The sequence below is a fragment of the Sporolactobacillus terrae DSM 11697 genome (genome assembly GCF_000648615.1).
Lineage (GTDB): Bacteria > Bacillota > Bacilli > Bacillales > Sporolactobacillaceae > Sporolactobacillus > Sporolactobacillus terrae.
Map to the genome: position 1 here is coordinate 25,918 of NZ_JFZC01000078.1, position 20,742 is coordinate 46,659.

The following is a 20,742-nucleotide window of genomic DNA, read 5'->3' on the forward strand; positions in this document are numbered from 1 at the left end:
ACAAAACTTCGTTTTTTCCAGCAACATCTGAACGCATTGGCTGATCAATCTCAGCGGTTACCGATCAACGGTTTCTTGATCAGCAACATAGATCTCCGTTTTGTCGGTGACTTTGAAGCCATCTAAGTCAGGCAGATGGTCCGTTATGATGATCGCTTCGCCGAGATCAAAAATCTTGCAAAAAGAGATCTCAGAGAACTTGCTGCTGTCCGACACAATGTAAGTGCGTTGTGCAAGATCATGTGCGCGCCGCTTCAGCGCTGCTTCTTCCGGATCCGGCGTTGTATAGCCCATTGAAGGATCAATCCCATTTACGCCAATGAATGCAGTATCAAATCGAAACAAATTAATCGATTGCAGCGCCAAACTTCCAATAACGGCTTTTGTCGTTGATTTCATTTGTCCACCCAACAAATAGCAAATGATCTTCTTTCGAACGAGCAGGTCACCGTGTGCAGGGCCATTAGTGACAACGGTTACATTTTTTGCTGTAATAAAAGGAATCATTTCTAATGTCGTTGTCCCAGCATCAAGGAATACACAATCATTATCTTTGATCTTCGTTGCAGCTAGTCTCGCAACCGCTTTCTTTTTCTGCACATTTTTGAATGTTTTTGTCTCCATATCCAGTTCATCATTTAACTTACGCAGAAGTGATGCACCACCATGCACACGGCGGAGAAGATGACGACCCTCTAGTTCTTGCAAATCCCGTCGAACAGTCGATTCAGAAGCATTGAGCATAGAAACGAGTGCTTTCAACTTAACCACATGGTCAACCGCTAAAGTCTTCAAGATCATCAGCTGTCTTTCTTCAGCCAACATATTCATTCCTCCACATCACCTATTGTACCACTTTTTCTTTCAAAATCAATCAAAGGATTTCAAAATAATTCTTTAGATACAGCACTTATTGAATGAATATGACTGGTTTTGAGTTAGTTTTTGTTCGATCTCCGTCCGATCAGCAATAGAAGATCACATGTAATGATGGCGGTTTCTTGATTTAAAAACGTTTGGCGCGTTGATTCAGGTATGTTCCAAGTAAGCGGCGTCATGTAGAGCAAATCACTCAATCCTGCTTTATCAAGCTCTACTATATAGTGAAGATGATGCATTTCGGATTCAGGATAATGCTCTTTAAACAGACGAAGTGTTTCGACATTCGAGTAGGTTGCTCTGCTCGTGCTGTAAAATGCATGACGCAACTCTTGAAGATAGTGTTCTCCCGGTATGACTTTAATGACAGAACCGCCGTATTCAAGTAATGAATCAAATGCATCATAGTTCGATGGCGACAGAATATTAAGCAAAAATTGAAAGCTGTGTTTTTGATAAGGTGGCCGCGCAAGATCTCCGACAAACCAGATTTGATTCGGATAATGTTTTGCAGCTAATTGAATACCCGGTTTCGCAAGGTCAATACCACAGCCCGTAATTTGTTTCGACGTCTGTTGTGAAAGCGCGTCACAAATAGCTGCCAGATGTGATCCTTCACCGCAACCTAAATCGAGGATCGTCGATTGTTGAACCTTATCACTGCCCATCTGCTCATCTATAGCGTTCACGATACTTTTCACGAGCGGATTAAAAAACTTATGCCCAACAATAATTCTTTGGCGCGCTTCAAACAGCTGCTTGTCATAATGAGTATGCACGGCTTTTGTTAACAGATTGACATACCCTTGTTTGGCAATATCAAAGGTGTGTGTATTTGGACACCTTAGGCTTCTTTGTTCATTAACAAGCGTAAACGCTTCTCCGCAAAGCGGACAACGAAAGTGTTGCAACTCCTGCTGCATTTGTTCGGCGCAGCGCATCTTATTATTCATTCATCACACAACCTTGTCTACTTATTACCATTGATTTATTGGTAGATTAACTCATTGACACATTATAGCACAGCATGTACCGCTTGTTTTTCTCTTGACGTCAAAAAATAATTAACCTCTGTACGCTGCTTATAAATGAATACTTCCGTAGTTTATCGAAAAAAGTGTTTTTGTCACGGTTCGAAAAATGGGTGAATACACTAAGGCATAAAGGAGAGATGATGATGAGTTATACGTACGAAGAAAACAATCCGTCATTTTTTGTTCCCCATGAAATGAATGATCGAAATGTAAATCAGCCTACTGACAACACGCAAGCAATAAATAACCTATGCCGAAAATACATGAATTACTATGTCATTGCACAGATGGCTGATGGTACACAAATGGAAGGAATAGTCGAAGATGTTACTGATCAAGGGGTAATCATGCTGGTACCTGAGAATGCTGAACCTGAATCCGACACGCGTTATTTCTATGGTCCTGGACCGCGTCCAAGGTATCGCAGGTTTAATCGTTTTCTATTCCCATTCTTCCTATTTGCGACCCCATTTCTTTATCCTTTTCCATTTTTTTATTAAGGGTTCTTGCCCCATGAAGACAATCATTAGGGATGAAATGATATCGTGGCAAATACAACACTTGACCATCCCACCCGATTTGCTGTACGTTCACTTAAATCACAAGGAAGGCATCAAAGCGTCAAACAGACGTTGCGATGCCCTCCTTATTTTTAACTTCATTTCTATTAAATTGTTTCTTCAATAGTCCCGAGTGTCAGTATAGCTGATCCTCCTGCTTCCATCCAAGTTCCAAAGGTAACCAAGGGATCAAACAATGTATAATCTTCGCCTTCCGCAAGTAAACGATTTCTCCCCATGACTTGAATATAGTTCCCGATACATACCAACATGGTGCCGATAATCTGATACATTTTTCTCCAAAAAATCGGATCGGTAGCTATCACAAAGGATGCCAATACTTCTTTAAGATTTGAGGAAATTGCGCGTTTCAGTAAGATACGATCATCATCTTCGTCTCTAATAAACTGAAGAACAAAAGAACCATAACCAATAACGGTGAGCGCCAGTCCTAATTGTTCAGACGAGTTATTGGAGGTGAGATCAATAAGTGACGCACCTGCCCCAACCTGGATGATGCTACCTAAAAGAATTAACTGATCCTGAGTTTCGCGATCCAATGTTTTAATCGGCGTCTGCCCAATAGCAGCCATCACTTTTCCAATCGTAATGGATAAGAGTGCGAAACCCTCTGATAATTCTTTTCTGTTCACAGAGATCCCACCTCCTCTCCCAATGGCATTACTCCATCATATGCACACAACACCTGAATGGAGTTTTGCCAGATCCATTGGTTATGAAGCGGTCTTGTTTCTTGCTTTAAGGATTGCGGTTGCAACGGTTGGTGCGACAATACATGCCGCTACCGCTTCGGCAATACCATTTGTAAACACAATGGCCAATAGCGCCGGCAGCAACTGGGTGACGTCCATATGCAAGGCATTTGCATAGGGTTGTCGATAGAATAAATAAATCAATCCCAGCACGAGAACCGTGTTCGTCAAAGCGCCAAGCAGTGCTGCAATCGACATGCTGACAAATTGTGGGCATCCCATTTTTTTTAATTTTAGGTACACATTCCCAGAAATAATCCCGATCATGATACGAGGAAAAACAGAAATAAGCGGATTCGTAAAAACAATGGGCGCAACAGGACTGGTTGGAAAAGTAAATGCGCGAATAAATGTAGTCATTCCCCATACGCCACCGATAATAGCACCGCCAGTTGGCCCGAGCACAATCGCTGCGATAATCACCGTAATATGGATAATCGTGAGGCTTAAGGCAACCATGGGTATATAGCCCAGAAATGGAACAAAATTTTGCAGGAGGATAATAGCGGTAAATATGCTTAGTAAAACTAAGCGATAAGTGGCATTCTTGCTCTCGTTTCTCATGATAATCTCCTTCATTTGTTTTTCTAACAAAAAGTGTTTTAATTGAATTATAAGGCTTGGTTTATCGAAAACAAAGAAAAACTTATGTTTATTCAATATTCTTTTTATTCTTAATAATTATTTTATACTGCTTTTAAGCTGCAGAAAGTAAGAAAAACCGGGCAAAATACGCCCGGTCCTTAATCTCCAACCATGTGTGATGGACTAGTGTCTTTTCGGTGCTGAATCGCCGCTTCGGTTACTCGCTTGCCGCGGGCGCACCGCGAGCCTCCTCAGACAGGTAGGTATCTGCGGGGTCTCGCTGGCACGCTGTTCCCGCAGGCGTCTCGCGCTTTCGTGTCTCGAGCTAACTCTTATTGATGAAATTGCCGCTTATCGTTCTACACCAAAGCAAAATCATAAACTTTCTTTTCATGTAAAAAAAGATCCCGCAATTGGGATCCATAAAATAGTGTTTTGGGAGTTATTGCTAAAGGTTTAACATTCACTTCTTTAGTTCAAATGACAACAATAACATGAGGTTTAACGTTATCGATCATGAGAATCAAAAATCTTTTAATAATAAATTAAGGTGAATCCTGCGGTCTGTCATGCAAATCCAATTTACTTCGGATGGGAATTACAGTTAGAGAGGAAAAATGAAACATCAAACGCACTTGGGCTCGTCGTACGTTTGAATCATTAAGTATTTGGGGTCGGATTTACAGAAGTTTCGCCATTGATTCACCTTAAAATTACCAGCAATCGATCCTATCGATTAACCATTAATATCATAGCTTATTTTCCCACGCACCAACAACGAATTTATGATGCGTACCCCCGCATATTTTGTGCGGGGGTACGCATCATCCCGCATCTGACCCTGTACTTTTTTCCTGTTTTTCAACTTTTTAAACGAAAATACCAAAAACAGTACTGCCAACAGGCAATACTGTTTTGATAAAGCAAATATTCTATTATTTTGAGCGATAAGACGCGTCGTTACAAATTATCGAACAATGACGCAGGGCAACAACAATAGAACTTAAGACCGATAAATCTTGGCGATTATTTCGGTATATATTAACAAAGAGTTTAGCTGCTTTAACTTTCTGCCTCCAAGTCAGTCGTTCTGGACGTGAAAGAACAGGTTGTTTCATTCTCATTCATCCATCCCTTCCAGCAATGTTCCGAGCAACCCTTTTAGGAAACAGCATGGTCATTATTTGATATTCCTAAACAGGAAAAAGGGTTACTCCATACAACCTAAGAACAGATGAGTGAAATGCAGGTTAACGGATCTTACTTTGCCGTAGGTTGTTTCTTATTTTGCCCGAACGCATAATAACTGATCACAATAAGTGTCAGGAAAACAATTCCCACAACAAGTGATAAACGTGTTTCTGGATTAAATGCCATCCCTATTAAGATGACCATTAAAAACACGATGGTCGCGTAGTTTGAGAAAGGCACAAGCGGTAACTTAAATGGATGATTAGCATTGTCTGCCTTTGTTCTGAGCTTTCTAAAGCGAATTTGACTTATTAAAATGACAAACCATGGAACCATTCCCGGTAAGACGCTAGCGCTGTATACATAAACAAAAATTCGATCCGGTGCAAGATAGTTTAACGCAACGCCGATTGCCAATCCGATCAGTACCGCAATGGTTCCGTATAACGGCACACCAGAACGTGAGGTTTTCATAAAATAGTTAGGCGCTAGCCCCAGTGCACTTAGTGTGTAAAGCATGCGACCGGCACTAAAAATCCCGCTGTTGCAACCCGATAACGCTGCAGTAATGACAACAAAGTTGATGATTCCAGCTGCGGTTGTAATGCCGATTTTTGAAAACGTAGTAACAAAAGGACTGCCGAGTGATTGAAGCTCATTCCACGGATAAACCGTTACAATGATAAAAATAGCGCCTAAATAAAAAATTAAAATCCGCCAAATTATATTCTGAATTGCATGAGTAAGCGTTTTTTGTGGATTTTTTGCTTCGCCCGCTGTAATTCCAATAAGCTCAACCCCTTGAAAGGCGGCAATAACGAGCGATAAGGAAAAGAAGAACCCCTTCCATCCACCGGTAAAAAATCCGCCATGTGCCCATAAATTCGCTAAACCGATCGCTTTGCCACCATTACCTAGCCCAAAGAAAATTAAACCGAGACCGGCAATAATCATTAATACGATCGTCACTACTTTGATCATGGCAAACCAAAACTCGAATTCACCAAATGATCGAACGGAAACCAGATTTGCCGTTCCAAGTATAAGTACTGCAATGACGCTGGGAATCCATGCAGGAAGCTCCGGAAACCAAAACTTCATATAGCTACCTACAGCAATCACTTCCGACATCCCCACAATGATCCATTGAAACCAGTTGCTCCAGGCGGTCAAATAACCTGCCAGCGGATGAATATACGTATAGCCAAACTTCGCAAATGAACCTGTACTCGGTTCATCATACAGCATCTCGCCCATCGCACGCATGATAAAGAAAATAAACAGTCCGCTTATTGCATAAGCAAGCAATACAGATGGCCCTGTCCATTTAATCGTACTGGCGGATCCCATAAAAAGACCAACACCAATTGTGCCGCCTAACGCAATCATTTGAATATGGCGTGCACTCAAGCCTCTTTTTAATTTCATTTTTTAACTCATCCTTCTGTTGTTTTCTCTATGTAACATAACTGTAATTATAACTGCAAGAAAGAGCACGAATCAAGGACGCAAATACTCAATCATTGTCTTCTGGCCTTTTTGTTTTTCCTTTAATTGTAAACCAGGGGTACCAAAATGCTCCGAGAATATTCACAATGAGCAAAGCCGAGATGATCCCCAAAATATAACTTGATTTATTATTTCCAAATACATAGCATGGTACAAGCCAAACGAAAAGGATCATAATAATACTATTTACAAAACAAGAAATTTTTGGGTGCGTTTGAAAATATTTTTTTGATTTTTCAAGAAATGCCCCTCCTCTCCCTAAACAGACAAAAACCCCCTGGCGCTTAGAGCGCCAAGGGGTTTCAGAGTTCTTGATTGATCAATATTGTTCCATGTATTGTTCGCGTTCCCATGGGTGTACTTGCGTTCTAAACATATCCCACTCAATTTCTTTTGCGTCATTGAAGTGTGAGATGGTATGTTCTCCTAATGCACTTGTAATTACTTCATCCTTATTCAATGCGGTTACTGCATCTTTCAGAGAAGCCGGCAATTCTTGAATACCAAGTTCTTCACGTTCTTGATCATTCATAACATAAATGCTGCGGTCAACAGAAGCAGCAGGTGCCAATTTTTTCTTGATGCCATCAAGTCCGGCTGCAAGCAATACAGTCATACCAAGGTAAGGGTTGGTCGTTGGGTCGACGCTGCGCACTTCGATACGTGTACCAAGACCGCGTGAAGCAGGAATACGAACCAAGGCACTGCGGTTGCTCAAGGACCAAGCGATGTAGCTTGGTGCTTCATAACCGGGAACCAAACGTTTATACGAGTTAACCGTTGGGTTAGCGATTGCAGTAAATGCCGGAGCATGTTCCAGAATACCTGCAATGAATGCTTTTGCTGTATCACTCAAACCATCTTCAGAGTTGGCGTCATAAAATGCATTTTCTTTGCCTTTGAAGAGCGACATGTTCGAATGCATTCCCGAACCGTTTACACCGAACAAAGGTTTCGGCATAAAGGTCGCATGCAATCCGTGTTTGCGGGCGATCGTCTTAACAACCAATTTGAACGTTTGGATGTTGTCGCAAGTTTTTACTGCATCAGCATATTTAAAGTCGATTTCGTGCTGTCCAGGAGCCACTTCGTGGTGAGAGGCTTCAATCTCAAAGCCCATATCTTCGAGTTCGAGGACGATATCACGGCGACAGTTTTCACCAAGATCAGTAGGAGCAAGGTCGAAATAACCGCCTTTATCGTTTAATTCGAGAGTTGGTTCGCCTGCATCATTCATTTTGAATAAGAAGAATTCAGGTTCAGGCCCGATGTTGAAGGATGTGAAACCAATTTTTTCCATTTCGGCAAGTTGAGCTTTCAGCACCGAACGAGGATCTCCTGGGAATGGCGTGCGGTCTGGTTTATAAATATCGCAGATCAGACGCGCAACTTTCCCTTTTTCTGCAGTCCAAGGGAATACGACGAAGCTGTCATAATCCGGATACAGAAGCATGTCCGATTCTTCGATCCGAACAAATCCTTCGATAGAAGAACCGTCAAACATAATTTCGTTATCCAACGCTTTTTCAAGTTGACTTACCGGAATTTCTACGTTCTTGATAATTCCAAGCAGGTCGGTGAATTGCAAACGAATAAATTTTACATTTGCTTCATTCACTTTAGAAATAATGTCTTCCTTTGTAAACTTTGCCATTCTCTTGATCCTCCCCAATATAAATGTCTATTTTCTTTCAAAAATTATATACACAGGCAGCAATCACCGAAAAAATCGGGACAACTCTCCTTGTATTAACGAAGTTTTGCCGAACTTGCCGGATTGAACAAGTTCAGATTTCAAAAAGTTCATCAACTCAGCCTCGGACATTGACTTCTTTCCTTGAGCCGGAGTATTCGCCTCCACTGGCTTTTCACTGAGAACACGTTTGATTCCGGCCAAATTAACCCCTTCGTCAAGCAGCGACTTTATATCAAGAAGTCGATCAACATCATTGAAAGAAAAGACGCGGCGATTTCCATCGCTACGTTCGGGATGAATGAGATCGTTTTCCTCATAGTAGCGGATCTGCCTAGCAGTCAGCCCTGTCAATTTTTGCACGATACCCATTGAGAACAAAGGCATAGAGCGGCGTACATTTTCAGCCATTTCGCCTCGCCCCTTTCTTAGTTACATTATATCCATCCGCCTATTAGTTGTCAATTGGTGTTAGGTTATCTTACAGCAAATGGGATGCGTTTCATAATATTGTCACAACTTTATTCTCATTGGATCAAGCAATTTTCTTTCAAGCAAATGATTTACGGCAACAATTAAAGCGGTTTTCACATGTTCAAACGTCAGTCCGCCTTGCACATAAAGCGTGTAAGGGGGCCGAATCGGCCCGTCAGCGGTCAATTCCAAGCTGGCCCCTTGAATAAAGGTTCCCGCAGCCATGATGACCTCACTCGTATAGCCCGGCATTGGACTTGGATAAGGCATAACATGGGCATTAATCGGTGATGCCATTTGTATCGCCTGACAAAACGCGATCATCTGATCCGGATCGTGAAAAGTTACACTTTGAATCAAATCCGTACGTCTTTGTTCCCAAGATGGAGCGGTCTCCATACCCAATCGTTCCATCATTGCAGATGTAAAAATAGCACCTTTAACCGCTTGAGCAACCATATGCGGCGATAAGAAATAGCCTTGATACTGATCTTTCAGATGTTGTAGCGAAGGCCCCACTTCTTTGCCTAGTCCGGGTGCGGTCAGTCGTTCCGCACAAAGTGAAACCAGCTCGCTCTTCCCTACAATATAGCCGCCTGCTTCCGCTAATCCTCCACCGGGATTTTTAATCAGCGACCCTGCCATTAAGTCAGCACCTACATGACAGGGTTCTTTCGTTTCGGTAAATTCGCCATAGCAATTATCGACAAAGACAACAATAGATGGGTGGAGCTTTTTAATTGCAGCGATCGCTTCTCCAATTTGTGCGACATGAAGAGACGGGCGCTGGTCATAGCCACAAGAACGTTGAATGCCAATCATTTTTGTATTGGGTGCAATCATGCGGTTTACCGTTTCCGTATCAATACATCCATTTTTTAAGGGAACATGCCGAAAGCCGATGCCAAAGTCTTTTAGAGAACCATGACTTTCTTCTGTAAGGCCGATCACGCCTTCCAAAGTATCATAAGGCTTGCCGGTTATGTACATTAACTCGTCACGGGGTCTGAGGATACCGAATAAAGCGGTCGTAATCGCATGGGTTCCGGAGATCATTTGTGAACGGACGAGTGCAGACTCAGCGCCGAAACAGTCGGCATAAACCGATTCAATACCGTCTCGCCCAAAATCATCATATCCATAGCCTGTCGTTCCGCTGAAATGGGCATCACTTATTTTATTTTTCTTAAAACTCGATAAAACGCGATATTGATTCTCTAGTGCAGTTGCGTCCGCCGCCTTTAATTGCTCTGCAACTTGTTCATCTATAGCGGCGGCAAGTTTAGTCAATTCTCCGCCATAGGCGAGTGTTTCAAACATGCTGTCTACTCCTTATCTGCTGAGCCTTGATGCTGGATCAGTTTTGATGCGATCGACGTTTCCGGATACACGAAACCTTCTACTTCATACATCTGTGTCTTTTGATCGAAAGTCTGGTTTTGTAAAATAGCATTGCGCTTTATACTGCTTAACAGTTTTCCTTCCGAAGCAAGTAGTTTAGTATGAAATGGAACCATCTGCTGCATAATCTGTGATTCGATCGCTTCAAGAATCCGTTTTCGATCATTAATATCGTGCGCTGAAACAAGCAAAGCACCTTTGGGAACGATAAATGGGGTTTGCAATAAATCCTTTTTATTATAGATCGTCAGCATCGGCAAGTCATCCACTTCCAGTTCCTGAAGCAATTTGCACACCGTTTTCTCATGTTCGATCACATCCGGATTGGACGCATCAAGTACATGTACGATCAGCTGCGCCCCGGTGACTTCTTCCAAAGTCGAACGGAAGGCTGCAATTAATTGAGTGGGAAGCTGTTGAATAAACCCAACGGTATCTGACAGCAGACAAGTGAATCCATTTGGTAAATTCATTTTCCGGGTTAAGGGATCCAGTGTTGCAAACAGTTTATTTTCTGCATAGGTCTGCATTTCAGTCAATTGATTAAACAGTGTTGATTTTCCGGCATTCGTATACCCGACAAGAACAATTTGGCACTGATTATTTAACAGCCTTCGTTCCCTGTAGCGCTGCCGATGGCTGACCACCGCATTTAATTGATGGCTGATGTCCTTCATTCGGCTGCGTATGTAACGTCGATCGCTTTCCAGCTTTGTTTCACCGGGTCCGCGTGTGCCGATGCCGCCCCCGAGCCGAGAGAGAGATTGCCCGATACCGCTTAGCCGCGGCAGCAGATACTTAAGCTGAGCAAGCTCAACCTGAAGTTTCCCTTCACGAGAACGCGCGCGAACGGCGAAAATATCTAAAATGAGCTGAGTCCTGTCCAACACTTTTGCAGAAAGCAAAGCACCAAGTCTGCCTTGCTGCGCGGGAGACAGTTCGCTGTTAAAGATAACAGCATTGGCCTCAAGTTGTTTTTCTAGCGCAGCAATTTCCTGAACTTTACCACTGCCAATATAGGTTGCAGCATCAATTTTTGCTCTTTTCTGTGTGACGACGGCAACCACTTCACCGCCGGCAGTTTTCGCCAATGCTTCCAGTTCATCAAGGGATGATTGGAAATGCTCATCCGATTGATGAGGAAGCTGGCATGCTGCAAGAATGACATATTCCATATTTTACCTCTCTTTTTACTCGCCTTCACCCATTTGACTAATGATCGGATGATCAGAATCGTCTGCCATAAGGTCACAAGCTCTTATCGTCATGAGCGCATCACGATCAAAGCTGTTCTCTTTCACTAGGCGAACCGCTTGCTGGCGAATCATTTTTTCAACTGCATTGCGAACAAAACGTCCATTACTAAAATGCGGCTCTTGCGCCTGTACCTTCCGTTGCAGAAGGCGAAGAAACTTTTTCTGTGCTTCAACCGTCATTGTGTATTCGCGATCATCAAGCATTTGTTTTGCGATATCAAGCAGTTCGACGCCGGAGTAGTCGGGAAAGGACATAATGATCGGGAAACGCGAAGGCAGACCTGGGTTCATTCTAAGAAACTCATCCATTTCATCAGAATAGCCAGCAAGGATCAATACAAACTCATCTTTGTGATCTTCCATTTGTTTGACTAACGTATCAATTGCTTCCTTGCCAAAATCTTTTTCTCCGCCACGCGAGAGCGAATAGGCCTCATCAATGAACAATACACCGCCAAGCGCTCGTTTAACCAGTTCTCTTGTTTTCTGTGCGGTTTGTCCGATGTATTCTCCTACCAGATCGGCTCGCTCAGCCTCAATTAATTGACCTTTTGGCAATATTTCCATCTCATGAAACAGGTGGCTTAGTAATCGCGCTACGGTTGTTTTTCCAGTCCCCGGATTTCCTTTGAAAAGCATGTGAAAAGATTGTTTTTTGACCTTTAACTGCACTTCCTGTCTTTTGCGATAAACATACAGCCATGCATAGAGTTCACGCACCATGAGTTTCACCTGATCCATTCCGACTAAACGATCAAGTTGATGTTCCAATTTTTCTAGTGGTTCATGAGCTACTCGTTCTTCGATTGGGAAATGGACGGGCGGAGTCTTCTGCGGTTTTTGGTTAAAGACCACATTGATCTGACTCTTTTTGGTAAATGTATAGGCTTCTCGCATGATCCGATCACCTCTCTGTTGATGAACTCAGGGCACATTCTTCTGCCTGCTTTTATAGGTATACACATCAGCAGGGTGTCTCGTGACAGTTGCCTAATTTCGGCAATAGAACGAAATAAATTGGACTGCTCTAGTTTATGAAACAGCGGACAGATTCAGAAGTGCTTCACCCTATGCAACAGAGCGCATCATCATTTTTATGGGAGCGGAATTTTCAGGAAACAAAAGAAAGACAGCGGGGCCGCTGTCTTCGCAGAATTTATCATGACTCCTCGTCTTGACTGGTCCAATTTACTGGCTTCGAAGGAGTAAATGTTGAAATCGCATGTTTAAAAATCAATTGCTGCTTTCCTTCGCTGTCCAGCAGTACCGTGAAATTATCAAATCCTTTCACTTTTCCTTTCAATTGAAAGCCGCTGACTAGAAAAACCGTCACAAATGTTCCTTCTTTACGTAACTGGTTCAAAAATGTATCCTGGATGTTAATTGACTGTTTCATTTTATTCCTCCTCTTTTCTCTCTAAATAAAACTACTTCGATTTAATTTATAGAATATCCTGCACATGCTGCTCGACTTGCTTGATCTTTTTTCTGAGAAGGAATTCACGAGTCTAGTCAGAAAGATCTACAATTAAGATTATATTTTATATTCCCAGCATTTGCAAAGATGATATAAGAAATCTAACCAAAAGTGTTAGAAAAATTCACGAATCTGAGTGCCCGTCCAATTTTCTCAGAACAAATCGGTAAATTTCTTCCGACTTGGCATCAAAATTGACTAAAGCATCCGACATGTCGAACCAATCCACAGACATCTGACGCCTAAACCAGGTTAATTGCCTTTTTGCATAATGGCGTGAATTCTTTTTTAATTGTTCCACGGATGCTTCACAAGATGTCCCTCCTTCGAAATAAGGAATAAACTCTTTGTAGCCAATTGCTTGCATTGCCTGCGCATCTTTTAGTCCTCGAGTATACAGATCATGCGCTTCATCAACAAGGCCCTCGTGAATCATTTGATCCACCCTTTCGTTGATTCGGCGATAGAGCAATTGGCGATTCATCGATAAGCCTATACAGAGATACGGGTAGAGAGGGCGAACCGTTTCATCAGATTTGTGTAAGCTGAAGGGCTTTCCGGTTTCATGATAAACTTCCAAAGCGCGAATCACTCGAATGAGATTGTTCGGATGAATCCGTTTTGCAGCGATCGGATCAACTTTTTTTAATCGTTCAAAAAGTACACCCTTGCCTTCACAAGCTGCAATCTGCTCCAGCTGCCGACGATATGCCGGATTTGCGCCGGTTGAAGAAAACTGATAGTCAAACAGTGCTGCTTTTATGTAGAAACCGGTTCCGCCGACAAGAATTGGTGGTTTCCCTTTCAATCGTATGTTTTCAATGATCCGTCGTGCATCCTGTTGGTATTCTGCAGCTGTATACGGTTGCTCTGGCTTGCAAATATCAATCAGATGATGCGTCACTCCCTCAGCCTCTTCTTTTGATACTTTCGCTGTACCAATATCCATCCCTCGATAGACTTGAAATGCGTCTCCATTAATGATCTCGCTGTTTAATCGTTTTGCCAGGTCAATACTTAATTTTGTTTTGCCCACTGCGGTTGGACCCACAATCACAATTGTTGCTGTATTCATTGAATTACTCCCGGATAATTAGTGGACTCAGTATAGCACATTCTCCACCCGTACTGCACCTCACGCTTAACATGAAAAAGATTAGCGCTTAATGAGTGAAGTATCGTACATTGTAAAATCGCATCGATAGATAAACAAATATTTTCCATCTATAATAAGTCCGGTGGAATTGGGAACGTCGGTAGCAAAATATGAAACACGATTTCCTGCAAAAGTGGCAATCGGTTTCCCGAGCTGTGAACGAATTAAGACTATTTTTGAGCGTCCATCAAAATAATTATGAAATTGATTCACCATCCGATTTACAAAAGGCAAGCTGCGGTCTTGGTTCGTGACAAGTACTTTTTGCGGCAGTTTGTTCATCACGTCTTGAAGTCCCTTCTCATACATGATTAAGGTACTGCCGACATGAAGCACTTGTTTTCCTCCAATTGTTATATTTAATACCGAAGATTCTTTTGTCTTTTCCCCTTTCTCGTTGGTTCGATCGAAGGTACTGTCCCGTTTAATCGCTCCTGAAACACCTTTAATCGTATCAATCGGCTGGCCGTCGGCATCATACGTCTGCATCGTCACATTTAAGCCTTTTAAATTGCCTTCGACTTGTGTTGTGAAAAAGTCAAACACCTGGCATCCGGCAAGCATCGCCAAGCTCAAGACGGATAACAAACATAGGAATACCATTTTTCGTTTTCTTAACAATGCATTTCTCTCCCATTCTACAGACAAAACTATAAGCCTATTTTAACCTTAAATGCATGAACGCGTTTTGTCATCAGACTCCAGACAGAAATTAATGGCAAAAAAACAGCAAGGTCATTATAAAAACTATAATAGGATTCCGTTAACAAATGAATACGTCTCTAAGGAACAGGCAGACAATGGTATAATGGCTTCAATAATGTAACAAGGAGAATCTTTATGAAGAACAATCAATTTGCCAGGCTCACCGTCGATCATAAGACGGTTGTTAATGAGTTGAAAGCCATTCATTTCTATGATGACCAAATGATAGGTGTGACCTCTCCTACAGAAGTCTACCAGCTTTTGCTACGCAAAGCGTTTTTAACAACGAAAGAAGAGGGTTCATTTACAAGCAAACTGAAAAACTATTTAGCAACTCCGAGCTTAGACCTTAAAGACTATTTCGCTTCGAAGAAACCAGTAACCACGGAAATCTTCTATTTGGTTGCGCTCCAGCTGCTTGAGTTTCTCGTTACAGAGGATTTTGCGATCGATCACCCAGTAGAGGCAATGCACCAAATGCAGCTTCCGACCGTTGAAACAAAGGGCAATTGGCATAAAGATCAGCTGCTTGATGCCTGGTATCTTCTCTTAACAACACATACAAAAAACGGCCAAACCTTCCTTGATCGTTTAACAAACCAAGGTTACTTTATCCCGTTTTATGATTTGCCGGCGCGTGAAAAGCCTTTGTTTTTTAATGGAAAAGCACAAGCAGTATTTGATCCTGCAAAACTGGTTCGAGAAGTCGTTTATGTGGAGTCCTCTGTGGATTCCGATTGTGATGGTCAGCTTGACTTACTCAAGGTCGAAATCCTGCGCCCTTCAGATACGGAACATGGGTTAAGCGTACCGGCTCTTTTTACAGCAAGTCCTTATAATCAAGGAATAAACCATGAAGCAGGTAGCAGAGCGATGCATGACGTCAATGTTCCATTGCAAGCGAAGAAAGCAAACCGCCTTACCTATCAGGACATCGCTTATCGCAAAGAAAAGCACAGTTTGCCTGCCCCTCGCCCTGTAGCCGGCGAGACCAGACATGCCGCCGAGACGTTTAGTCGAGAACGTTCTTATACGTTAAATGATTATTTTCTTGTACGCGGATTTGCCGCCGTTTACGCTGCCGGGATCGGTACATTGGATTCAGACGGCGTTCAAACATGCGGTGATCCGCAGCAAACGGAAGCGACTAAGAATGTCATCGAATGGTTAAATGGAAAACGACGCGCGTTTACCAATCGTACTGACAACATTGCCATCTCGGCATGGTGGTGCAATGGATGGGTAGCAATGACCGGCCGCTCTTACTTAGGAACGCTTGCAACTGCGGCCGCGACCACCGGTGTTGAAGGCTTAAAAACAATAATTTCAGAAGCAGCGATTTCCTCATGGTATGATTACTATCGTGAAGGCGGGCTCGTTATTGCACCGGGTGGTTTTCCAGGAGAAGATGCTGATGTTTTGGCAATTGAAACCCAAAGTCGTATGAAAGCGCCGGCAGATTACATACTCCGCGTCAAAGACTTTTTTACGAAACAAATGGATCAGATGGCACGCGGCATGGATCGGGAATCAGGAAACTACACGCCTTTCTGGGATGCACGCAATTACCGCAAAAGCATCAATAAGATTAAATGTGACGTATTAATGATTCACGGGCTAAATGACTGGAACGTGAAACCCGGGCAAGTTGAGGCGCTATGGCAGGGCTTAAGAAGTGTCCCGGTAAGTAAAAAGATCATCTTACACCAAGGTCAGCACATCTATATCAATGCGTTTCGTTCGATCGACTATACGGATATGATCAATCTTTGGATTAGCCATGAATTGTATGGCGTGCAAAATGGTGCAAAAGAGGTCTTGCCGGATGTGATTGTACAAGACAATCTAATACCTGAAACATGGACCGCATACTCGGACTGGTCTAATCCTCATTCGGACAAAACGGTATTCCACCTCTCGCCTGGAACATTGACGGAGGGATGCGGCAGCAACTCCATTCAATCCTTTAAAGATGATTTACCGATAGACGACTTTAAACGGTACACGGAACATATCGATCAATGGGAAAATGAGCTGATTTCGAATCAAAAACAAGCGTTACATGCGAACCGTTTAATTTTTAAGTCCGCACCTTTTGAAAAGGCTCAAATTGTAAACGGAAAAGTTGCCATCCATGTCAAAACAGCGTCGAGTCAACCCTTCGGCATGCTCAGCTTTCAACTGATCGACTTCGGAGAAGAGAAACGGCTCAACCCATCGCCCACTCCGATTCAACGAATGGAATTAGGCTGCAACTGGCGTGAAGATACACTCCGTGAATTCACGTTGGCTAAATTTCCAACGCCGTTCAAGATGATTACAAAGGGGCATCTTAATCTGCAGAACCGGGAGAATCCATGGAAGGTTAATGAACTGATGCCCAACCAGTTCTACACATTTGAGATCACACTGCAACCAACCTTTCACAAGTTGGCTGCCGGTCACCAGTTAGGATTGATCATCTATGCCACCGATTTTGCCATGACAGTTCGCGGCAATCAAGCGGTGCGCTATTCCATCGACTTGTCCGACTGCCATCTTGACGTACCCTTTCAATAAAAGAACGGAAGAGGGTGTCTTATCGTCATAGACGATTGAGACACCCTCTTGTTCATTGGTTAAAGATTTATGAATGACGCGCATTGGTGTAGGAGGTCTAAGCACCCCTATTGTTGCAGTGACCTCTAATCCTGTCGCTTCACTCTATTTTATAGCGATACCTCGTTAAGTCCTTCTGCCCTCAGCAGAAGCCCCCTTTCGCTTCATTCTTTTAGGGGGGGAACAATCGTTCTGATTGAGTGCGTGATCAAAGCGTTTGTTTACAGGGCCACCGGTTGAATTTCTTTTGCCTGCTTATAGGCAGCATGAGCAAGCGCGCAAAGGTAGTTCCATTGCTGATCAAACTCAGGTTGGAAAAAGAAATCGGCAAAAGCTAATTGCTGCGTGGTTTGTTTCGTTGCAATCGCTAGAGAAAGTGTATTGATTGCCGCCGTAATATCATGTTTGGACAGCAGCTGTGCACCAACAATACGATTGCTGCCTACCTCATAAGTCAATTTCATATAGATTTTTTCCGTTCCGGGAACAAATGCCGGACGATAGTAATCGGTAACGAATACCGAGCTGGTTTCCAAACCGCTCTTTGCTGCTGTCGCATCTTTAATCCCAGTCGTCGCGAATTTATAATCAAACAACGAGAGTGCTGAAGTCCCGGAAACGCCTTCGATTTTAAACGTAGGCTTTTCAAGATTTAATGCGGCTGCAACCCCTTGGCGACGCGCATTGGTTGCCAAGGCAATATTCATTTCTTTACCCGTTGGATTATAGCGAATCATGCATGCATCACCAGCAGCAAACACATCCGGTGCACTTGTTTTTTGATAAGCATCAACAGCGATTGTGCCGTTACTGTTGAGCTCCAACGTTCCTTTCAGCCAATCTGTATTCGGTACAACGCCTGCTGCTTCAACAACAAGATCGGCAGGGTAAGTGCCTTTATCAGTAATAACTGCAGATGCTTTTCCATCTCGGCCTTGAATTTCCTGAACAAATTCGCCCGTGCGTACATTAATGCCATGCTTTTGGAGATCCGCTGTGAGAATGTCCGTGAATTCATGATCCAAATAAGTCGGCAAAATTCGATCCGTCACATCAATAACGGTGACTTTCTTTCCTGCTTTTGCATAGGCCTCAACGACTTCAATGCCAATATAGCCACTGCCAATAACTACGACATCGGTAACGCTTGGATCCTCAATCTTCGCTTTGCTTTTGAGTGCCCATTCTCTCCCCCGTAAGAAATAAACATTATCAAGATCATTTCCTTTAAATGGGAGTTTACGCGGTGTCGCACCCGGCGCCAAAATTAATTTATCATAAGATTCATCATAGGTCTCATTTGTATCAAGATTTTTCACATGGATCGTCTTCTGATCAGGATCTAATCCCGTCACTTGATGGCGGGTATAGACATCAACACCCTGGTCGCTGTAGCCTTCCTTTGTTGCGTAGTGAATATAATTGATATCCTGAACGGCTCCCTCCAAGTACAACTGGATGCCGCAAGACAAAAAGGATACTTTATCCGACTGCTCGAACAATTTAACCTTAGCATCTGGATAATTTTCCAAGACTGTTTTTACCGCTTCATACCCACCATGCGATGTTCCGACAACAACAATATTCAAATGATTCATCCTCCTGTAAATGGTATGAGATTTATATGGCGAAGCAAACTAAGATTTGATTGACTTACGTTTTTTATTTTGCTTCGCTTAGATAGTAACAAATATTTATTTATAATCAAACTAATCTGCTCATGCATGAACTTGTTTTTTATCCCATTTCCACTAAATACGCCAAGAAATTAATGATAATTATCATTCGTTATTGATAATCAACAGCAAAAACAGATGCATAGCTATTCTCAATTGAATATCAAGTTTCTGTATTTTTTTAATCATTCAATTAGATAAACATATCGGCAATTTGTTTTAGCACATTAAAGTACGTGCTATAATTCACAAGGTTATACTGTTAACGGTTCACTCAATAAATTGAACGATTCCCAACCCGCAAAGTAAATAAAAAGGAGTTTTATTGTGTCTATTTCAAAAGTGACCAAAACCTATTTAATGGTCGGCACCATGCTGTTCGGCATGTTTTTTGGTGCAAGCAATTTAATCTTTCCGATCCAACTCGGCCAGCTTGCCGGTGAACATTACTGGCTCGCTTTAGCTGGATTCCTTGCTACAGCAATCGGATTGCCTTTTATCGGTATTCTTGCCGTTGGCTTATCCGGTACCGATGGTGTAAAAGATATCGCCAGCCGTGTGCATCCGCTTTTTGGAATCATTTTTTCGATCTGCCTTTATTTAATCATTGGGCCACTCTTTGCGCTTCCCCGAACGGCTACCGTACCTTTCGCGGTTGGCATTCAACCCTATATCGGTTCCTCATCATTAATTTTACCGTTGGGACTGTTCAGTTTCCTATTTTTCGCTTGCGTGTGCTATTTTTCACTAAACCCTGCAAAGGCTATGGACTATATTGGTAAATATTTAACACCGATTTTCTTGCTTGTTTTGTTTCTTGTAATTCTTGTCGCCTTGATTCATCCCATGGGCGGTCTTGGAAACGCGCAAGGAATCTATGCTTCGCAACCCTTTACCACTGGATTTAAAGAAGGCTACAACACGATGGACGCGCTGGCCTCACTTGCATTCGGCATTGTTGTCATCAATGCAATTAAGCTTCGTGGCATCACGGGTACAAAACAGATTGCCAAAGTCACCTTGAAATCCGGTCTCGTTGCCATGATTCTGATGATGGTGATTTATGGCTGCATTACGTTCATTGGCGGGACAAGTGTTGCTCAGGTCGGCTTGCTCGAAAACGGCGGTCTTGTTCTCGGCGCTGTATCGCATCATTACTTCGGCACATTTGGCGGCTTACTGCTTGCTGCGATCATCATTTTGGCTTGTATGAAGACGAGCATCGGACTCGTAACTTCATCCAGTACATTTTTTCATGAACTGATGCCGCAAATCAGCTACAAAAAATTTGTTGTCGCCATTAGCTGCATTTCGTATATTGTTTCAAATGTTGGCTTGACCAACATTGTGAAGCTGGCTGTTCCCGTTTTAATGGTTGTTTATCCAGTTGCCATTGTACTCATTTTGCTAACCCTTTTTGCAAATGGGTTCCATAGCAGCTCAACCGTTTATTTTTCAGCCGTTATTTTAACATTAATCATTAGTTTGATTGACGGGTACAATACGCTGATCACAATGGTCCCATCGACACAAAACATGTTCCTAGATAGTGTTGCCACATTTTATGCGCATGTACTGCCCCTCTATAGTTTGGGATTAGGCTGGCTCGTACCAGCCACAATCGGCAGCTTGATCGGACTGGTTATCTATCATTTTCAGTCCAATAAGGCTTAACTGAAACTTCATTAAACAAAAACAGCTGTTGGCTAACTCAATAGCTGTTTTTGTTTTTAATGAAAGAACCATTCATTAGCCTGGACTGCATCAAGGAACTT

17 protein-coding genes are annotated in these 20,742 nt (G+C 42.7%); 3 read left to right on the forward strand and 14 right to left on the reverse strand.

The genetic code is table 11. The features are described from left to right. Nucleotides 1-57: 57 nt before the first annotated feature. Together AA84_RS0113860 and AA84_RS0113865 are read right to left on the reverse strand one after the other, a co-directional pair. Nucleotides 58-825: a DeoR/GlpR family DNA-binding transcription regulator gene (locus tag AA84_RS0113860; protein WP_028977697.1), complete on the reverse strand. Its 768-nt coding sequence runs from the start codon at nucleotides 823-825 to the stop codon at nucleotides 58-60. Nucleotides 826-938: 113 nt separating this feature from the next. Then, nucleotides 939-1,832 (reverse strand): putative RNA methyltransferase, encoded by an 894-nt coding sequence (locus tag AA84_RS0113865; RefSeq protein ID WP_028977698.1) that lies wholly within the window; start codon nucleotides 1,830-1,832, stop codon nucleotides 939-941. Nucleotides 1,833-2,056: 224 nt separating this feature from the next. Between AA84_RS0113865 and AA84_RS0113870 the strand changes: the two genes are divergently transcribed. Further along, entirely contained in the window at nucleotides 2,057-2,413 is a 357-nt protein-coding gene (locus AA84_RS0113870; RefSeq protein ID WP_051578054.1) for a hypothetical protein, read from the forward strand. Nucleotides 2,414-2,580: 167 nt separating this feature from the next. On the opposite strand, the gene AA84_RS0113875 is transcribed toward AA84_RS0113870, so the two are convergent. The 11 genes from AA84_RS0113875 to AA84_RS0113925 form a co-directional block, all read right to left on the reverse strand. Further along, nucleotides 2,581-3,126: a DUF6944 family repetitive protein gene (locus AA84_RS0113875; protein ID WP_028977700.1), complete on the reverse strand. Its 546-nt coding sequence runs from the start codon at nucleotides 3,124-3,126 to the stop codon at nucleotides 2,581-2,583. Nucleotides 3,127-3,207: 81 nt separating this feature from the next. Continuing rightward, nucleotides 3,208-3,810 (reverse strand): ECF transporter S component, encoded by a 603-nt coding sequence (locus tag AA84_RS0113880; RefSeq protein ID WP_028977701.1) that lies wholly within the window; start codon nucleotides 3,808-3,810, stop codon nucleotides 3,208-3,210. Nucleotides 3,811-5,091: 1,281 nt separating this feature from the next. Continuing rightward, entirely contained in the window at nucleotides 5,092-6,450 is a 1,359-nt protein-coding gene (locus AA84_RS0113885; protein WP_037563801.1) for an amino acid permease, read from the reverse strand. Nucleotides 6,451-6,850: 400 nt separating this feature from the next. Next, complete coding sequence (gene glnA / locus AA84_RS0113890) at nucleotides 6,851-8,185, reverse strand: type I glutamate--ammonia ligase (protein WP_028977703.1); 1,335 nt, start codon at nucleotides 8,183-8,185, stop codon at nucleotides 6,851-6,853. Between the two features lie 63 nt (nucleotides 8,186-8,248). After that, nucleotides 8,249-8,635 carry a MerR family transcriptional regulator gene (locus AA84_RS0113895; RefSeq protein WP_028977704.1) on the reverse strand — a complete coding sequence of 129 codons (387 nt, stop codon included), beginning with the start codon at nucleotides 8,633-8,635 and terminating at the stop codon, nucleotides 8,249-8,251. Between the two features lie 102 nt (nucleotides 8,636-8,737). After that, nucleotides 8,738-10,018, reverse strand: coding sequence for a methionine gamma-lyase family protein (locus AA84_RS0113900; RefSeq protein ID WP_028977705.1), 1,281 nt, complete (start codon nucleotides 10,016-10,018; stop codon nucleotides 8,738-8,740). Nucleotides 10,019-10,023: 5 nt separating this feature from the next. Next, nucleotides 10,024-11,274 carry a GTPase HflX gene (gene hflX / locus AA84_RS0113905; protein WP_028977706.1) on the reverse strand — a complete coding sequence of 417 codons (1,251 nt, stop codon included), beginning with the start codon at nucleotides 11,272-11,274 and terminating at the stop codon, nucleotides 10,024-10,026. A 15-nt stretch (nucleotides 11,275-11,289) separates the two neighbouring features. Further along, a complete protein-coding gene (locus AA84_RS0113910; RefSeq protein WP_028977707.1) occupies nucleotides 11,290-12,252 on the reverse strand; it encodes an AAA family ATPase in 963 nt (320 codons plus the stop codon). 262 nt (nucleotides 12,253-12,514) lie between these two features. After that, nucleotides 12,515-12,751 carry an RNA chaperone Hfq gene (gene hfq, locus AA84_RS0113915; protein ID WP_010023814.1) on the reverse strand — a complete coding sequence of 79 codons (237 nt, stop codon included), beginning with the start codon at nucleotides 12,749-12,751 and terminating at the stop codon, nucleotides 12,515-12,517. Between the two features lie 205 nt (nucleotides 12,752-12,956). Then, nucleotides 12,957-13,907, reverse strand: a complete 951-nt coding sequence (gene miaA / locus AA84_RS0113920; RefSeq protein WP_028977708.1) for a tRNA (adenosine(37)-N6)-dimethylallyltransferase MiaA — start codon at nucleotides 13,905-13,907, stop codon at nucleotides 12,957-12,959. Between the two features lie 81 nt (nucleotides 13,908-13,988). Then, on the reverse strand, nucleotides 13,989-14,609 hold the full coding sequence (locus AA84_RS0113925; RefSeq protein ID WP_028977709.1) for a DUF5052 family protein: 621 nt from the start codon (nucleotides 14,607-14,609) through the stop codon (nucleotides 13,989-13,991). Nucleotides 14,610-14,828: 219 nt separating this feature from the next. Between AA84_RS0113925 and AA84_RS0113930 the strand changes: the two genes are divergently transcribed. After that, the gene (locus AA84_RS0113930; protein ID WP_028977710.1) at nucleotides 14,829-17,252 is read left to right on the forward strand and encodes a Xaa-Pro dipeptidyl-peptidase; all 2,424 of its coding nucleotides are present in this window, start codon (nucleotides 14,829-14,831) and stop codon (nucleotides 17,250-17,252) included. A 260-nt stretch (nucleotides 17,253-17,512) separates the two neighbouring features. On the opposite strand, the gene AA84_RS0113935 is transcribed toward AA84_RS0113930, so the two are convergent. Next, complete coding sequence (locus AA84_RS0113935; RefSeq protein WP_028977711.1) at nucleotides 17,513-18,880, reverse strand: FAD-dependent oxidoreductase; 1,368 nt, start codon at nucleotides 18,878-18,880, stop codon at nucleotides 17,513-17,515. Between the two features lie 414 nt (nucleotides 18,881-19,294). Between AA84_RS0113935 and brnQ the strand changes: the two genes are divergently transcribed. After that, a complete protein-coding gene (gene brnQ / locus AA84_RS0113940; protein ID WP_028977712.1) occupies nucleotides 19,295-20,641 on the forward strand; it encodes a branched-chain amino acid transport system II carrier protein in 1,347 nt (448 codons plus the stop codon). Nucleotides 20,642-20,742: the final 101 nt, after the last annotated feature.

What these genes read in the sequence shown, in the direction of transcription:
- AA84_RS0113860 (WP_028977697.1), bottom strand. Translation starts at nt 825, where the DNA reads ATGTTGGCTGAAGAAAGACAGCTGATGATCTTGAAGACTTTAGCGGTT.
- AA84_RS0113865 (WP_028977698.1), bottom strand. Translation starts at nt 1,832, where the DNA reads ATGAATAATAAGATGCGCTGCGCCGAACAAATGCAGCAGGAGTTGCAA.
- AA84_RS0113870 (WP_051578054.1), top strand. Translation starts at nt 2,057, where the DNA reads ATGAGTTATACGTACGAAGAAAACAATCCGTCATTTTTTGTTCCCCAT.
- AA84_RS0113880 (WP_028977701.1), bottom strand. Translation starts at nt 3,810, where the DNA reads ATGAGAAACGAGAGCAAGAATGCCACTTATCGCTTAGTTTTACTAAGC.
- AA84_RS0113885 (WP_037563801.1), bottom strand. Translation starts at nt 6,450, where the DNA reads ATGAAATTAAAAAGAGGCTTGAGTGCACGCCATATTCAAATGATTGCG.
- glnA (WP_028977703.1), bottom strand. Translation starts at nt 8,185, where the DNA reads ATGGCAAAGTTTACAAAGGAAGACATTATTTCTAAAGTGAATGAAGCA.
- AA84_RS0113895 (WP_028977704.1), bottom strand. Translation starts at nt 8,635, where the DNA reads ATGGCTGAAAATGTACGCCGCTCTATGCCTTTGTTCTCAATGGGTATC.
- AA84_RS0113900 (WP_028977705.1), bottom strand. Translation starts at nt 10,018, where the DNA reads ATGTTTGAAACACTCGCCTATGGCGGAGAATTGACTAAACTTGCCGCC.
- hflX (WP_028977706.1), bottom strand. Translation starts at nt 11,274, where the DNA reads ATGGAATATGTCATTCTTGCAGCATGCCAGCTTCCTCATCAATCGGAT.
- AA84_RS0113910 (WP_028977707.1), bottom strand. Translation starts at nt 12,252, where the DNA reads ATGCGAGAAGCCTATACATTTACCAAAAAGAGTCAGATCAATGTGGTC.
- hfq (WP_010023814.1), bottom strand. Translation starts at nt 12,751, where the DNA reads ATGAAACAGTCAATTAACATCCAGGATACATTTTTGAACCAGTTACGT.
- miaA (WP_028977708.1), bottom strand. Translation starts at nt 13,907, where the DNA reads ATGAATACAGCAACAATTGTGATTGTGGGTCCAACCGCAGTGGGCAAA.
- AA84_RS0113930 (WP_028977710.1), top strand. Translation starts at nt 14,829, where the DNA reads ATGAAGAACAATCAATTTGCCAGGCTCACCGTCGATCATAAGACGGTT.